Raw genomic sequence first — 15,290 nt, 5'->3', positions numbered from 1 at the left:
AGCGGTCAACCAGCAGCGCTGTTGCGAGGGAGGGCGCCGACTCTGAGCGTCACATCACCTGGCGCGCTCGCGTCGAAGCGTGGCACAGCGGATACGATCAAGACGTTCGTTGTCTTTAGTAAGACAAATGAGAGTTTTCCGAACACAGCGCGCGCTGCAGTTGTTGAATAGGTCCGACCTTCCGCCTATTATTGTTGTCGCGTCTTAGGCCAGCCGAGCCATCAAAATCTGCACACTGGTCGACAAGATAAGGACGGGATCCGCGGTGCGGTGGACCTGACGGGAGCGCAGGCGATGCTACAAAAATTAAAGACCGTCGTCACTTCAAATGTCACCGCCCTTTTGTTCGCTTCCGCGAGCGCCATTACTGCCACAACAGGATGGCTAGGTAGGCTACGCACTGCCTCGATCTACGCGGTTTGCGGCCTGATTTCGGTCTATGCACTAGCTTGGGTGTTCTTTCTGTCGAGGGATACGTTGATGGTTCGCACAGTGGCCGCGGGGAACTCGAAATATCCAGTTCGCTACAAAAAGGTAGACCATGATTGGCGCATTACCGAGACCGGCGACTTCTATGGAAGATACTCGTTCGAGTGCCAAAATGTAAGTAAGTCGAATCTCTCTGTTATCCCATTCGACGAAATCTGGATCAACTCTTATGAAAAGGTTGACATTAGCACGCGCGTTTCCGTGGATGAGAAGAAGTTCTCAATTCGCGAAAGTCGACAAAGTCTATACGGATTCGCGCTAAAACTGCTGTCTCGAGCCCTTAATGTTCAAGCGATATCGTGGTCGCAAATCGTCGACCCACCTATACCTCCTCAAGACTCCATCAAATACGAAGTCACTATCAGTACGCCGAGAACGGAGATTGATGCTTTCTCCAAGGAGGGAGCGTTGGCCGGAATTCCAACAAACATTCCAACCGAGGAAGCCAAGCTAAGTCTTTCAGCTCCGCCTGGGTTTGCGTTTGAATTTCTGGATCCAATTATCGTCGTTGATGGGAGTGGAAACCGGGATACTCAGGCTGAACAGCAAACAGGTGGACCTGGACTTAACCCACAACGAACATTAGTCACCTGGCAACTTCGCTCGCCAAAAACGGGGAAGCGGTACTTGTTTCGCTATCGTCTCGAACGTATTTGAGGAGACCATCGTGAATCCTCCAGAATTTGTCTGCACTTGCTGTGGAAAATGCTGCACAGGAGGCGGTGCTGATCTCGGTGTTCTCGTACTGCCAGAAGACATTAGTCGAATATCTGACTATTTGAATGTTAGCGCCGATGAAATTGCAGAACATTATTGCGATACTCCACTACTCTCCGCATCAGAATGTGTTGAATTTTGGAAATTGCGCACTGAGGATGGGCGCTGCATTTTTTTGCGAGAAGATAACCTTTGTGCGATACACGACGTAAAGCCGCTTCAGTGTAAGACCGGTCCGTTCGGTATGTTCTGGGACGGCGAACTTCGATATGAATGCATGCGCGAAATTTCAGAGGAGTCGATTCAGAAAGCAAAGGCAGAGACAGTGCGGGAGTTTTCTATCTACTTCTCACAATTCCGGGTCAAACAAAATCCATCCTAGGAGAACGCCATGTCTTTTAACTCGATTGATGCGATGCTGCGCAAGGTGAATGTTTGGATCGAAACTAACGATGAGACTAGCCAGAGCGGTGCCAGGTTGCGCAAAACGGAGGTGACCGATACCGAAGCCGTACAGAACTCGACTCAGGGATCCTGCGACGGCGCTGTCCGTCGCAACCGCGGCCTGGGCGATGGCAGGTCGACGAAAACGACACCCTGAAGGCGGAGCCACATCGCGTGGACTATTTCCGTTGCCGGATGCTGAGCCGGTCCGGGCGCGGAGAGACTGTGATTCCAGATCGAACGGATGCAAGGTGGCAGCCAGGGTCGACATGTCGAAGCACCAAATCGCGGAGTTGGATCTCGCCGACCTTGTTTGAAGCAACTTTCAGAGGCAAAAGCTGAAAAGCAATTGTGACCGACTACTTGTCGGTCACAACGATTGTTCGAATCGCCGCTTCAGTTCTGGAGTTGCCGTAGCCTTGACTCCACGTCGAAGGACCGTCGCGTGTCGTCAACGCTCTGCTGTCGTCAGCAGCCCCCTGGGCGAGATAGCTCAGCCATTATGAGGATCAGAGTCTGTCTTTACTCTGCAATGCGCTTGAAACTGGCGTAGTAATTGTCGGTGTAGTAACAGTCGCCCGTCTGCCTGCGCGGGCCGCCGCACACGATCCGGCGTTGCCCTCGATCCGTCGCGCCAGGGGTGCGAACCGTGTATGTGTGGTAGTAGCCGCGCGGGTGCTTCGGCAGCAAAAGCGCAGTGTTACGGAACAACACGCCGTCGTCCGCAAAAGCGAAGGGGCCGCCCGCTTTGATCAGCCGTAATGTCTCGGCTGCTTCCGCCGGCAACTGCGTCTTGGTGATGGTGCCCAGCGCACCCGCTACTTGCGCGCCTGATGCGGCGGGTGCACCGCTTGCGCCCTGCGCTGGCTGACCCGGCGCCTCGCTTGCGGATGCGCCCGATGCCTCGGTGACGTTTCGCGAACTCTCCTTGCCGCATCCGCAGAGGATCGCGCTCAAGGCGATGATGCAGGCGAAAGCCCACGCTCTTTTCACGAAACGGTTCTCCTCTCGTTTGACCCGAACTCGACGACCAGGATAGACGTAAAGGTATCGCTAATAGCGCCGCGAATCAATGTTCGCAAAGAACCAGACACTCGGCACATGACAACCAGCCCGATTTGCCGTTTTCAACGGGGACGATCGAGCGGCCGTTGATGGACGTTGTGGCCCATTCGCTTTCGCGCCGAACCGACGCTCCCTCGTCCAGACAACGAACGACGGCCGCTTACACCCGTTCCGATGTAAGCGGCCTCGACTTGCAATGACACAATGCTGGATGACGCGGTACTTCAACTACATGCTGCCCTGCTCTTCAACTACGTGTTTCCCTGCACTCCTCATCGATTCGACAGCACGGTACTTCGACAATAACCGATTAAGCTCTGCCAGATACGACTACTGCTGTGGGACTGCTGTTCTGCAACTGGTAAACGGTATGGTCCAACTCGACCGCAGGAGGGGAATCCTGGGATGGAGCCAATGCCTCGCTCCATGAAAGCCAGTGTAGACCTGGACGCAATCAACCCATTGCCCGAAACGAGCCCAATATGAGGCCGAGTTCTCGCAATTGATGAGCTTCCCTGCCGACGCCGCGAGGCCTGGGCATCCAGCCGTACATCGTTGCCCCTCATCGGTTACACGCTCGCGTTTCAGGCTACAGCTTGCGCCTCAGACTTATAGAACGGGTAGTCCGTATAACCGATATGCGTGCCGCCAAAGAACGTCGGGCGGTCGTACTGGTTGAGCGAAAGATTGCGTCGCAGCCGCTCCGGAAGGTCGGGATTCGCAATGAAGTGTCGGCCGAATGCAACCAGATTGGCATCGCCGGCCTGCAGGACCGCTTCGGCCGTTTCACCGTCGAAGCCTCCGGCCGCGATGATGGTGCCCGCGTAGTGCTTGCGAATCATCTGGGCAGCGACGGGATCCTGGTTGGCGCTCTCGTTTTCGACATTGCCGAGAATGCGGGGCTCGATGAGGTGCAGGTACGCGAGATTCAGCTTCGCGAGTTCTTCTGCGACATACGTGAACAGGCCGACAGGGTCGCTATCCGACATATCGCCCCAAGACCCACTCGGCCCAAGGCGCACGGCAACCCTGTCGCTTCCCCACACTGAAATCACAGCACGGGTGGCTTCCATTAACAGGCGGGCGCGGTTTTCGAACGAACCGCCATAGATGTCCGTCCGCTTGTTACTACCGTCCTGCAGGAACTGGTCGAACAGATAGCCGTTTGCGCCATGCAGTTCCACGCCGTCGAAACCTGCCTCGACGCCGCGTGCTGCCGCAGCGCGGAAACTTTCGACGATACCCGCAATTTCATGAGTCTCGAGTGCGCGATTCGGCGTATTCGGGACCCAGCCGGCGTCCGTGTAAGCGAGGCCGCCGTGAGGCACTTCCGAGGGACCAACAGGTCGCCCACCGTCGGGTTGCAACTCCGAATTCGACTGGCGCCCAGCGTGGTACAGCTGAAGGAAAATTTTCGCGCCTTTCGCATGGACTGCGTCGGTCACGAGTTTCCAGCCTGCAATCTGGCTGTCGTCGTACAGGCCTGGCGCACCAAGATATCCGTTGCCGTTCGGCGCGGCGATGGTAGCCTCGCCAATCAGGAACCCACCGGCCGACGCGCGCTGCGCGTAGTACTCCGCCATGAGCGGGCCGGGAATCGCACCGTTTTCGGCACGCATACGCGTCAGCGGCGCAAGAACGACCCGGTGCGAGAACGTGTAAGGGCCGACTTTCACTTCAGAAAAGAGCTTGGACATGACCTACCCCAAAAGAGATTGGAAAGCGCGTCGATTACTGGTTGTCCGACGTGACAGGAGCGAAACCGCAGAACTGGCTGACTTCCCCGCGACATCGATGGACTAGAGTGTATATGCACACATCGATTAATTTGTCCCGATTACTTCCAATACTGTTCTCGCGTTTCGCAAACAATTCTCTTTCTATGCCATGCCATCAAGCCCAGACATAGGTTTGGAAACTTTCGTGATTCGATCCTTCAATCGGCATAGTCATTTCGACCATAAATAGCGAACCAAACAATATTGAAAACTGTTGATATGTCGCTAGCATGCAGTTATCGACTGCCAATCAAACACCGGCGGCGTTCGTTCACGACTTATGGCCTCCTGGCTGGGGAGACGACGGGTATGCGAGTCCTGGTATTGGGTAGCGGGGTCGTCGGTGTGACTAGCGCGTTCTATCTGGCGCGCGCCGGTCATGAAGTCACTGTCATCGACCGCGAGCAAGGTCCCGCGCTTGAGACGAGCTTCGCGAACGCCGGGCAAATTTCGCCGGGGTATGCGGCGCCGTGGGCGGCGCCCGGCGTCCCGCTCAAAGCCATTAAGTGGATGTTCCAGAAGCACGCTCCTCTCGCCATCCGCCCAGATGATGCAGACAAGCAGTTCCAGCTTCAATGGATGTGGCAGATGCTGCAGAACTGCACCGCCGAGCGTTACGCGATCAACAAGAACCGTATGGTGCGGCTCGCGGAATACAGTCGCGATTGCCTGAAGGCGCTGCGTGCTGAAACGGGTATCCAGTACGAAGGACGAACTGGCGGCACGCTACAGGTTTTCCGAACGCAGCAGCAGTTCGACGGCGCAGCGAAAGACATCGCCGTACTGAAAGAGGCGAACGTTCCCTACGAGCTGTTGACTGCAAGCGAACTCTCGCGGGTTGAGCCTGCGCTCGCTGCGACCTCGCATAAGCTAACAGGCGGTCTTCGCTTGCCCGGCGACGAGACAGGCGACTGTCAACTGTTCACAACCCGGCTTGCCGCACTCGCCGTGGAGGCAGGCGTGACGTTCCGCTACAACACGCCAGTCGATGCCCTCGTTGTCGAAGACTGCGAAGTCGCTGGCGTCCGTCATGGGACCAAGCTCATCCATGCCGATGCGTTCGTTGTCGCGTTTGGCTCCTATTCGACGAACTTCCTGTCGGGCCTCGTCAAGATCCCGGTCTACCCGCTCAAAGGGTATTCCATCACGGCTCCCATCGTGGACGAGGCTCGCGCGCCGGTCTCGACTGTCCTCGACGAGACCTACAAAATCGCCATCACGCGTTTCGACAAACGAATTCGCGTGGGCGGCATGGCCGAAATCGTCGGATTTGATAAGCGCCTGCGCGAGGCGCGGCGCGAGACGCTCGAAATGTGCGTGAACGACCTGTTCCCGGGCGGCGGCGACACTGCGAAGGCGACGTTCTGGACTGGGCTGCGAGCGATGACTCCAGACGGCACGCCCATTGTTGGCCGCACCGCCGTGCCCAACCTTTTCCTGAACACTGGCCATGGCACGCTTGGCTGGACAATGGCCTGCGGTTCGGCGCAGCTTCTCGCCGACCTGATATCAGGCAGAAAGCCCGCTATTCAGCACGATGACTTGAACGTGTTCCGCTACGCCAAGGAGGCCGATGTCCCAGCGGATTTCGCGCTGGACTAGGCAAAGGCGACCATGCCGGCGAGATGGATAGACGTCACAGCTGCGCATGTATTCCGTAGCCAGGCACCGCATTGCTTGTGATAGCCCTGCGAGGCCTCAGCCATACATCGCCAGCCAAGCTTCGCAGCACGCTGGTCAAGCCTGGCCAGCAGGGGATGTCTAGATGCCGGCAAGGCGGTACCCGGTTTCGCTTTGGCGCACCCGCTCACTTGCCCAGGATGCGGTCTTCCGATTCACCGACGATGACGATCTCAGTGCGCCGGTTACGGGCCTGCCCTTCAGTCGTGTCGTTGCTCGCCACGGGACGATCGTAGGCAAAGCCCTTCGTCGTGGTACGCGACGCTGAAATACCACGCTCTTCGAGCGCGTTGGCAACAGTTGTGGCGCGCGCTTCGGATAGCTGCATGTTGTACGCGTGCGTACCGACATTATCCGTGTGCCCTTCGACGATTACCGGCTTGTCGCTGCGTTTGAGCAGCACGACGGCGCGCGCGAGCGCAGGCGCTGCATTCGCGCGCAGCGTCGACTGGTCGAAATCAAACAGAACCTTCTCGGGAAGACGCAACTCCACGCCGTTCGGGCCCTGTGTCACCTCGATGCCGGTGGCCTGGTTAAGCGCAATCTCATGACTACGATCGAGCCCCGAGCATGCCGAAAGCAGCGCGACCAGACTGAGACAGGTCCCCAGTGAAAGCATTTTTCTCAAATTGTTCTCCTTCAGGAAATGGAGGCGCTCCACCACGCACGGATCAGACGCAACGCGCTCCGGTTGCATAAAAGGTCTGGCGCAGCGCGCCGTTCAGCCCTGCCTATGTGCGCTAGCCTGCGAGCTCTGCGCCGGCGCAGAGGCTGGATTTGCCGGCAAGGCCTGCTGGGGCGCTTCGTGCTTTACAGCCTGCGAGTCCGCGCCGACCAGCGCCAGTTCGTTACCGCTGACCTCAATCTTGACCGGATCCGTCTTCTTCCATTGCTTCTTCGGAACAGCGAGCTTCCATACCCTGTCCTGCACGGGCTCGCGAAAGAACGCGACCACGCCCACGATCTGCGCGTCCGGATTCATCGGCTCGGCGAGGCTCGCGTTCGCGCCAGGCCGCAGCACGACATCCTTCGTGGCCAGCAGATCCGCTTTGAGGAGGTTCAGATCATCCGACTGCAATTGCACATAATTAAGCTGTGCGAAGGTCTTCGCGTCCTTGAGCTGGTAGAAGCGCACGACCGTCGAGAGCGATTGTCCCTGGGCGTCTGAGTTGAGTGACGCACGGCCGGCAAGATCCACATTCATCGTCTTGACCTGGGTCGTGAAGGCCCACCTCGCGGCATCCACGGTGCTGTCACCGACTGCCTGGGCGATGCCGCAGCCAGCGGTGACCACCGCCGAAAGGATCGCCATCGCGAGACCGGAGCGGCGTGCCGCGTATTTCATTTTCTTGTCCATTCCGAGGATGCCCCCGTTCGTTATCCTGTTCTTCATGCCTGTGCTTGCCCCGCCCCGTCCCAGCGACCGAGCTGGACACGTGTGATGCGCGCCGGCGCCTCAGTTGCGGACCGTGGTGGGGCTTCCAGTTGCGCCGTAAATCCCAGGTTTGCCTGGCGTGGCTCCAGCATGGGCTTCGGCATAAGCTCGGGCCGCACGTGCATTTCCAGATCCGCTTCGCTTTCGTAGCCGAGATAAAACCGCAGCAGCGCCATGATTTCCCGGTGGGCGGATTGCCCCGGCACCAGCGCCAGTACCGTCTCGCGCGACGCGGGCGTGATGACGACCCGCACCGTGTTGCCCCGATCGTAAAAGCCGCGGCCGAGCAGGCACTGTTCGCCCAGCGCCGCCGGCTCAAAATCGTTAATCTCCCGCCACACCGGGTGGAACTCCTCAACCGTGATCGTGGCGTCCGGCACGGCATGCCGCAGCACGCCGGCCAGCCCTTCCGCGGTGCGCGTGCGCTGCATGGCGAGCCCGAGCATCGACAGCAGCCGTCGCTTGTCGGCCACCTTCGTCAGCATCTGGCGCGCAGTCGAGGTCTCCCGCTCCTGCGCTGCTTCACCCGGTCTGGGAGCGGGCGTCGCGATGCGCGTAGAGGTGCTGAATCCGAAACCGGCGAAGCTGAGCAGATAGCGCGACACCGTGTCCGTGCCATCGCGCCGGAAGCCGACCGGATACCGGTACTTGCGCGCGATGCGGTAGTACTGCGTGATGATTCGGTGATGGAAGAGGTCGAGGAATACCGAAAGGGACTCCGCGCCATCCCGGTTCTGCGCCACTTCATCGACGAAATACGCGGGCATGCGCGCGTCGACGCCGTATAGCCCGAGGAACGTCGTCACAACCGAAGGTGGCGCCGCCGGGTTGTCGACGTCGAACCGGATCGCATCGATCTCGCGCCCTGGAAAGCCCAGTTGCGCGCGCGAGCGGAACCGGACGGGGTCCGTGGCCGGCGAATCGGTTGTTCCGAGGGGCTGCGTATCGGGCGCGGCCAGTTCAAGCAGCTCGCAGAAGCGGATGAAGTTCATCCGCGGCGCGTCGTTGAGGATGGCCGGCAACAGTTGCGGTGCGGCCGCCGCCGGCATCGTGGGTGCGGTCAAAACGGTGCCCCCTCGCCTTTTGTTTCAGGCCATTCGATACGCCGCCCGGTGGGCAAGGTGACGATTACAAGCTTCGTGTACAGATTCAGGGTCGCGTAAAGGCCCAGGAACCGGTTGAGCATGCTGCCGAAGAGTTCGAGATCCCCCTCTCCCGCGAAGCGGTTGCTGTCGAGCGTCACCGTGATCTCCACGCCGCGCATCAGGCCGCCCTTGACGAGCTTGCTGAGCGGCCGGTGCCGCACATCGGTGATGGCGTTGATGCGACGACTGTTGAGCTCGCCGTCGGTCCAGTCATAGAGCGCGAGCGAGCCGCGAAGGATCTCCGCGTCGAGCAGCGACAGGTAGTTGGGCGCAAGATGGGAAAGCACGCGCCACTGGAACCGGTCGCCTGTGGGCGGATAGACCGGGAGCGTTGGCGCCGTGAGGTTGCGCACCGCGCCGATATTGGTAAAGCCGCCGCGCATGCGCGTGACGCCTGCTTCGCGCAGCGCCTTGCGCGGCAGCATCCCGTTGGTGCCGGTCACCGCAAGCGTCAGTGTCTCTTTAGGAAGCGTGCTCGACTGTTCCCAGGCATGGCCGCCGAGCACGATCCAGGTGTCGAAGCGACCCGACGGACCGCGTCGCATGCGGGTGTGGTAATACCGTTCGGGCATGTCGTGGCGCAGCATGCCGCCGCGGTGACGAAACGCCGCGAAAGGCACGTATTCGTGACGCCGGCCACGTTCGAAATACTCCACGCCATCCACCGAATAGATGTCGATCAGTGAGCCGTGCTCCGCCCGCGCGCGTACCCGGTATTCAGTTTCGTGCTGCGTGACATTGACGGGATCGGCGCCCACCGTGAAGAGGTTGATGACGGGCGTACAGTACAGCCGCACGTTGTCCGCACTGAAGCGCATGTCGTCTGGATACGGGCGCTCGAGCACGACCTCGACATCGAGTGAAGTCGCCGACGCGGGTATCGCCTGAATGTCGAGCCCGAGCAGGTCGACAAACATGAACTTCTCGGGAAATGTGAAGTACTCCAGCAGCAGCTGGTAGCCACCGAACGCGTTGTCGGCCTTGGGCCAGAGCCGTTCTTCGGCCGCGAAACCCGCTGGTGCGAGACGTAGGCCCGGAATCGCCACGGGCGCGCCGGGCCGGTCCTCGGGCCAACCTGGCACGCGCACCTGCATCGCGACCGGCTTTGCCGTGAGCGCAGCGTAGAGCGCGAGGGCGACGGGTCGATCCGCATTCAGGTACAGACGCAGACGTGGCACCTGCAGCCGCTCGCGTTCGGTTTGCGTCTGGAGGGCCACGCGCAGACGGATGACGGAGCGTCCGTCCTCGCGTGCGTAGACGCCCGCTTCGGAGAGAGCCAGCGGATACAGGTCAACCGACTGCGTGGTGCGATAGACGCATTCGATGGTGGCGTCGCCCTCGCCGACCGGATCGGAAGTTGCTTCCAGCCCCGCCTCGAGCGTTTCGTGCTTCTGCAGCGCACCCTTCTCCGGGATAAGCTCGAGAATGGAGAGCGAGGGGATCATGCGCAGGTAATGCGGCCACAGCATGCTCACGAGACCCTCGGTCAGCTCGGGCAGTTCGTCGTCGAGCTTGTGGCGGAGCCGCCCCATCAGGAAGGCGAAGCCTTCGAAGAGACGTTCGACATGCGGGTCGCGCTCACCTACGCGGTCAAGGTCCAGCTCACGCGCGCGATCAGGGAACGCACGCGCGAATTCCTTGCCGCCTTCGCTCAGGTAGCGCATTTCCGCCTCGAAGTACCGCAGGATTTCGTTATCTCGGGTTGGCTCTGTCATGGTGCGGGTTCTCTATCGGGCGAGGGGCGGGCGTTTCCTGGGGAAGTCATTGCGGCACACTCCCTTGGGGGATCGGCACGGCAGCGCGCTTCGCGGCCGCAATGGCTGCCTTGGGCAGCGGCGGCGGCCCCGCCGGCACAGGCTGCCTTGCAACGGGCGCCGAGCGGTCAATGAAGATGCGCGAGGGCAGCGTAAAGCCCCTAAGCGCCAGCAGCTCCAGCGGCCCCTTGCCCACATCGGTGCGGATCAGGTAACGCAACGGATGCGTCATGCCCGATGGCGCCGGTACGAGGGGCTCCTGTGCCATCTGCGCCGCGATATCCGCTAGCCCGTCCGTCTTCGTCGCGACGGACTTTTGATCGGCGGTTTCCGGCTTCGTCTGCCATGTCAGCTGGTACGTCGCGCTGTCCACGGGTTCGACCTTTGCGCGCTCAAGCATACGCACGAGCGCCCACCGTCCGCTGAACTCGAAGTTTTTGTTCGTGCCCGCCGTATCCGTCTGCCATTCAAGCCGCGTGCCGGCTTTCTGCGGCTCGCCGGAGGGCCACGTCATCGTGCTCCACGACTCGACCTGGTTGTAGTAATGCAGCGTCTGGCCGTCGAGCGTGAGCAGCGTGTCGGCGACGCCGGGCGTCGGCACGGGTTTGAGGCTGAATACGAACTGCGGCTCACCCTGGGCAAGCAGGTGCCCGGCCACCTGCTGCAGCGTGTTGATGGCGGAGAGGAACGCCGGGTCGAATGCGCGCGTCGTGCTGCCCCCCCCTGCACCGCCCGCGGCCGGTACCCACTGGTCGCCCTGCAACTGCAGGGCACCCGCGAGCTGCGTGGAGAGGAAGGTATCGATGAGACCACCCTGGGGGCGCAGGAAACGCGCGAGCTCGGGCAGCGATGCATCGTTGGTCGTATTCGCAAACGGATAGCGGCCCGCGAACGAGCGGTTCCAGGCAGCGACGATCGTCTGGCGCCACGCATCGTTCAGGCTTGCCTCGGCAGGTGCGAGCACCGTGCGGGTCGCCTGCGTGACCGGTTCCACGAAGAGCGCGTTACCCATGCCCGCCCACTGCTCGCCCAGACTCGCGGCGATAAGCTTCGCGTAGGTGAGCGTATCGGAGAGATCCGAGCCCTTGCCCTGGTAAAGCGCCTGCGCGACCTGGCGCGCCTGGTCATCGGAATCGGCGCTATCGCTGATCTGTTGCAGTTTCAGGCGCAGCGTCATCACGCGTTCCGTGAAGCGCTCCATGCTCAGGTCGCTGCCGGCGGCCGGTGCCGTACTGTTGCCATTGCCCGCTTGGCCAACCAGCTTGAGCACGGGCCCGAAAGAGGCATCAAGCGGGCCGGCCGGCGTCGCCTGCGCGTTCTGCGGTGCATCGTCTTTCTTGCCGAAGAAGTTCTGTGCCTTGGTGACCAGCGCATCCGAAAGCGAGGCCTGCTGCGCGCCCGCTCCACCCTGCCAGGCCAGCGATTTCATCAGCGCGATGAGCGGCGACTGCCGTGCATCGGCGATGAGCTTGAGCTGTCCAACGGCGGCGGGCAGCGTGGGTACGGTGGCGCACCGGATGCTGTTCATGAAATCCTGCCAGTGTTCGGCGTAGTCGTCGAAGTAGTGTTTGCGCAGGGCCGCGCGCAACGCTTCAGGGGTCTGGGCATCCGGCACCGCACCGCCCTGCGTACTGCCTGCATTGCCAGTACTGCCGGTATTGCCGAGCACCCAGTTGGCCGTGACACCGTTCTGCTTCGCCGCTTCGTCGATCGCAACTTCGATAGAGCCTTCCCACGCCTGGCGCGTAAAAACACCGGGCACTGTCGCGGATGTCGAGAAGAGACCCCGTGTATCGGTACCGGCGGTCAGCGAGGCAAGTGTCTGGTCCGGGTACTTGTGGCCCACCGAGTCCAGGACGCCCTGATAGATCGCGTCTTCGGAGTTCTTCACGCCGATGATGGCGAGCAGCGTCTGGCGCGCGTTACCGACGAGATCCTCGCGCGGCTGAATGCGCCAGTCGGGGTGTGCGGGAAAGTGCTGGGCCCAGAAGCCCAGCAGTTGCGCGGCGAGGTCGAGTTTTTCGCCGGGTCGCAGGCCCGTATCGGGGTTCCAGTGATGCTCGAGCTGCGGCGCCATGAAAGCCGCATCGGCACGCTGCGGCTCGGCCATCATGAGGTAGGTCTTGAGCGCCTGCTGGCCGTCCTGCGCCATCTGGCTGCTCTGAGCGTCGACCTGGGCTGTCTGCATCTGGCCGAGATCAACGAGCAGGCCTTCGATGTCCTGCTGCACTGGTGAAACGAGCAACGGGCGGGCGGCGCGCGCGTAAGGCGTCCACAACGCTTCGAGCACCGCCCTATCGTGATTCAGTCCGAAGCGCGTAAGCAGCGGCGTGTGTTCCTGCACACGCGCCTCGTGCAGGCCGATGCGCTGCTGGAGTGCAAGCAGGGCCCGCAGACGTCCGGGAGTATCGCCCGCGCGGTTGAGCGCCTGCAGGGATTCATTGGTTAGCATGACGTCGTGCGCGTTGTTCATGCCCGAGAAGAGCATGCCGATGCTCCACAGGCCGATGAAAGCCAGTGCAATCGTCGAGACCACTGTGACCGAGTTGGATAGTGCGCGTCGGCCCGGCGTATGTTCGGCGGCGTCGGCAAGATAGCGCCACAGCGACAGGCGGGCACTTCCGGAACCTACCGTCGATGCGTCGCCGGTCGGCCACGGAGCGAAGAAGGCACCAGCGACAGGCAACGGGCGCCGCTGCCAGTCGGTGAGGCCCGCGATCCAGCGCGCAAGCGGCGCACTGCGTGCATCGAGCCGGCTCGACAATTCCGCGGCGTAAGCATCACTACCGTTGTCAGCGATGTGGTGGACGCTACGGTCGGCCAGCCTGTCGCGCAGCTCGAGCAGCCGGGTTTCAATGACCACTACGTCGAGCGGTCGGGACAGTTCGCATCCGGTCACGGGTGTATCGAACCGGTGAACGGCATCGGTGCCCGCGACGTCCAGAACGTACACAGGCGTCGACCAGCGTAGGAACTCGGCGATGCGCGCAAGATGAAGGGCCCAAGGATTCTTGCTATGACCGGAGTCCGACAAGGAGGTCTTCTCATCCAGTACGAGCGCGATGGCATCGAGCGGACGGCTGCGACGCATTCGGCGAATCTCACGCAGCCACAGCTCGTCGGGGTGGCCGTCTTTGCCCGCACCACCCCACAGCAGCACGGCGTCATCGGTGATCAGCGAGCCCTCGGTCGCCAGTTCCGGCATCAACGCGGTAACGGTCGCGGCATCACCCGCAACCAGGATCCACGGCAGGGCATAAGCACGGCGAAACCAGCGCCTCTGCTTCAGGTCGGATTTCAGATTCCTTGCCCACGTGACGACCTCTTCTGCCCTGCTCTTGGCCGCCGCCGCCGCTGGATCGCCCTGCCCGGGCGCCACGAGTCCCTTCCTCTCCGATTCCTGCCGAAGCGCGATCTGCCTTTGCTTGCGATGCTGGTGAAAAGCGAGGCCGAGCCCACCAACGGCCATCAGCGCTGCGAAAACAAGGGACGCCCAGTGTTTGACTATCCAGCCGTAGGGATCCTTCAGATCCACGGTATGCAAGAGCAGACCCACGCTGCCTACGAGCAACGCGGCAGTCATCATCCACCGTCCCCAGTTACGTCCTTTCTCTTTTTTCAAACCGATGTTTCCTTTTGAGGCATTGGCGAGACCGTGCACAGGTACAGGCACTCGGATTGCGGCTCGCGCCAAGCCACCAGTTGTGGCCTGGCGCCGCGCATCGCTTCCATCGCGACCGCAAGCGCAATCCAGCCACTGGCCGGCCCCGGGGTGCCCAGAACACCGTCGAGCAGACGTTCGTCAGGCATCTCCTTGGGATCTGGCGCAAGCGCCGAACGGATGGCAGTCGCTTCAATGTGCTCGCAGTTGGCGACCCACACGTGCTTTAGCCGGTCAGGCGCCATCTGGAATTCCCTGATCTGGCCCAGCCCGACTTCCATCGTGTCGCGCACACTCGTCATGGGACGAAAAATCAAACCTGCATTCGTTGCAGCCGCTTCGACAAGAAATGCGGCGGCCCCTTCGCTGAAGTTATGCTTTTCCTCTTCGTCCGCCCAGAGTTGAGCGGCAATCACCAACCGCGTAGCAGGATCGACTCGGTCCACCAGCTGGGTCATCCACTGCACACCGCCAGTCGCTGGATGCACTTCGACGCGGAGAGCCGGAATCATCGATCCAAAAGTACGCATCACCTGCTTTGTCCAGTCTTCATCCTGTTTGAGCGATGTGTCATCCAGCATCAGCGTAATGATGACTTCCCTTCTGTCTCGAAGCGCCTCAGCGAAGCGCAGCGCAACTAGACGCAGCAGCCGTGTGCGCCGGAACGCTGCCGTTCGCCCACTGACCCAGTCAAAGGTAATGGATCGGTCAATGTTCGTCGGAAGGTCAAATTTTTCAGCTGAGAACCTGTCGATTTCGTCCGTGGCCGCAGGGAATGCCGCAACATCGATGACGCATGCCTGACGGCGACTCCAGTCGCGCCACCCTTTCTTCAACCAGTGCTGCTCTTTTTCGGCATCCTCAGCATCCTTCTGTTCATCCTCCCATTGTTTTAACCGCCAGCCGAGCAGCAGGAAGCAGGCAACCAATGGAGCACCAACCAACGTGGCCCAGAATAGAACCGTGTTGGTCGGCTTGCCTTGTGGCCACACGAGCAAAACCGCAGCGGCCGTAGCTGATGCAATGGAAACGAGCGTCGGCAGCCACACGCGCAGGGAGATCGGTTTGGGGTACTCGATATTTAAGAAAACAGGAATGGGCCATGACATCGAGAAGTCTTGA

Annotated in this window: 12 protein-coding genes; 4 read left to right on the top strand and 8 right to left on the bottom strand. The window is 60.9% G+C overall.

The features are described from left to right. Positions 1-270: 270 nt before the first annotated feature. From JMY28_RS30800 to JMY28_RS30790, 3 genes are read left to right on the top strand one after another with little or no spacing between them, the layout of a single operon-like run. Positions 271-1,146, top strand: a complete 876-nt coding sequence (locus JMY28_RS30800) for a hypothetical protein (protein WP_201699694.1) — start codon at positions 271-273, stop codon at positions 1,144-1,146. A gap of 10 nt (positions 1,147-1,156) precedes the next feature. After that, positions 1,157-1,588 (top strand): YkgJ family cysteine cluster protein, encoded by a 432-nt coding sequence (locus JMY28_RS30795; protein WP_201699693.1) that lies wholly within the window; start codon positions 1,157-1,159, stop codon positions 1,586-1,588. 9 nt (positions 1,589-1,597) lie between these two features. Then, positions 1,598-1,807 carry a hypothetical protein gene (locus JMY28_RS30790; protein ID WP_201699692.1) on the top strand — a complete coding sequence of 70 codons (210 nt, stop codon included), beginning with the start codon at positions 1,598-1,600 and terminating at the stop codon, positions 1,805-1,807. Positions 1,808-2,172: 365 nt separating this feature from the next. Here JMY28_RS30790 and JMY28_RS30785 read toward each other — a convergent pair whose 3' ends face one another. After that, on the bottom strand, positions 2,173-2,643 hold the full coding sequence (locus tag JMY28_RS30785; RefSeq protein WP_201699691.1) for a ribonuclease: 471 nt from the start codon (positions 2,641-2,643) through the stop codon (positions 2,173-2,175). Positions 2,644-3,299: 656 nt separating this feature from the next. After that, positions 3,300-4,412 (bottom strand): alkene reductase, encoded by a 1,113-nt coding sequence (locus JMY28_RS30780; RefSeq protein WP_201699690.1) that lies wholly within the window; start codon positions 4,410-4,412, stop codon positions 3,300-3,302. 390 nt (positions 4,413-4,802) lie between these two features. Here JMY28_RS30780 and JMY28_RS30775 point away from each other — a divergent pair, with 390 nt between their 5' ends. After that, positions 4,803-6,095 carry a D-amino acid dehydrogenase gene (locus JMY28_RS30775; protein WP_201699743.1) on the top strand — a complete coding sequence of 431 codons (1,293 nt, stop codon included), beginning with the start codon at positions 4,803-4,805 and terminating at the stop codon, positions 6,093-6,095. A 205-nt stretch (positions 6,096-6,300) separates the two neighbouring features. Here the strand turns inward: JMY28_RS30775 and JMY28_RS30770 are convergent, their stop codons facing one another. The 6 genes from JMY28_RS30770 to JMY28_RS30745 all read right to left on the bottom strand — a co-directional run bounded on the left by JMY28_RS30770 (position 6,301) and on the right by JMY28_RS30745 (position 15,277). Further along, a complete protein-coding gene (locus tag JMY28_RS30770) occupies positions 6,301-6,792 on the bottom strand; it encodes an OmpA family protein (protein ID WP_407945559.1) in 492 nt (163 codons plus the stop codon). Positions 6,793-6,894: 102 nt separating this feature from the next. After that, positions 6,895-7,518, bottom strand: a complete 624-nt coding sequence (gene tssJ, locus JMY28_RS30765; protein WP_236597122.1) for a type VI secretion system lipoprotein TssJ — start codon at positions 7,516-7,518, stop codon at positions 6,895-6,897. A gap of 44 nt (positions 7,519-7,562) precedes the next feature. Beyond that, entirely contained in the window at positions 7,563-8,657 is a 1,095-nt protein-coding gene (tssG, locus tag JMY28_RS30760) for a type VI secretion system baseplate subunit TssG (RefSeq protein ID WP_201699742.1), read from the bottom strand. Positions 8,658-8,668: 11 nt separating this feature from the next. Continuing rightward, complete coding sequence (gene tssF, locus JMY28_RS30755; RefSeq protein ID WP_201699687.1) at positions 8,669-10,468, bottom strand: type VI secretion system baseplate subunit TssF; 1,800 nt, start codon at positions 10,466-10,468, stop codon at positions 8,669-8,671. A 46-nt stretch (positions 10,469-10,514) separates the two neighbouring features. Further along, on the bottom strand, positions 10,515-14,129 hold the full coding sequence (locus tag JMY28_RS30750; protein ID WP_328809494.1) for an ImcF-related family protein: 3,615 nt from the start codon (positions 14,127-14,129) through the stop codon (positions 10,515-10,517). Next, positions 14,126-15,277 (bottom strand): hypothetical protein, encoded by a 1,152-nt coding sequence (locus JMY28_RS30745; protein ID WP_201699686.1) that lies wholly within the window; start codon positions 15,275-15,277, stop codon positions 14,126-14,128. The genes JMY28_RS30750 and JMY28_RS30745 overlap by 4 nt, the downstream gene beginning before the upstream one ends. Between the last annotated feature and the right edge of the window lie 13 nt (positions 15,278-15,290).

Origin of the sequence: Paraburkholderia hiiakae (genome assembly GCF_904848665.1) — a bacterium.
Lineage (GTDB): Bacteria > Pseudomonadota > Gammaproteobacteria > Burkholderiales > Burkholderiaceae > Paraburkholderia > Paraburkholderia hiiakae.
Note: the sequence above shows the minus strand (reverse complement) of the source record. Positions and strands in the feature narration are given on the sequence as shown.

Excerpts from the sequence above, each read along its gene's own strand:
- JMY28_RS30790 (WP_201699692.1), top strand. The coding sequence starts at position 1,598 with ATGTCTTTTAACTCGATTGATGCGATGCTGCGCAAGGTGAATGTTTGG.
- JMY28_RS30780 (WP_201699690.1), bottom strand. The coding sequence starts at position 4,412 with ATGTCCAAGCTCTTTTCTGAAGTGAAAGTCGGCCCTTACACGTTCTCG.
- JMY28_RS30775 (WP_201699743.1), top strand. The coding sequence starts at position 4,803 with ATGCGAGTCCTGGTATTGGGTAGCGGGGTCGTCGGTGTGACTAGCGCG.
- JMY28_RS30770 (WP_407945559.1), bottom strand. The coding sequence starts at position 6,792 with ATGCTTTCACTGGGGACCTGTCTCAGTCTGGTCGCGCTGCTTTCGGCA.
- tssJ (WP_236597122.1), bottom strand. The coding sequence starts at position 7,518 with ATGAAATACGCGGCACGCCGCTCCGGTCTCGCGATGGCGATCCTTTCG.
- tssG (WP_201699742.1), bottom strand. The coding sequence starts at position 8,657 with ATGCCGGCGGCGGCCGCACCGCAACTGTTGCCGGCCATCCTCAACGAC.
- tssF (WP_201699687.1), bottom strand. The coding sequence starts at position 10,468 with ATGACAGAGCCAACCCGAGATAACGAAATCCTGCGGTACTTCGAGGCG.
- JMY28_RS30745 (WP_201699686.1), bottom strand. The coding sequence starts at position 15,277 with ATGTCATGGCCCATTCCTGTTTTCTTAAATATCGAGTACCCCAAACCG.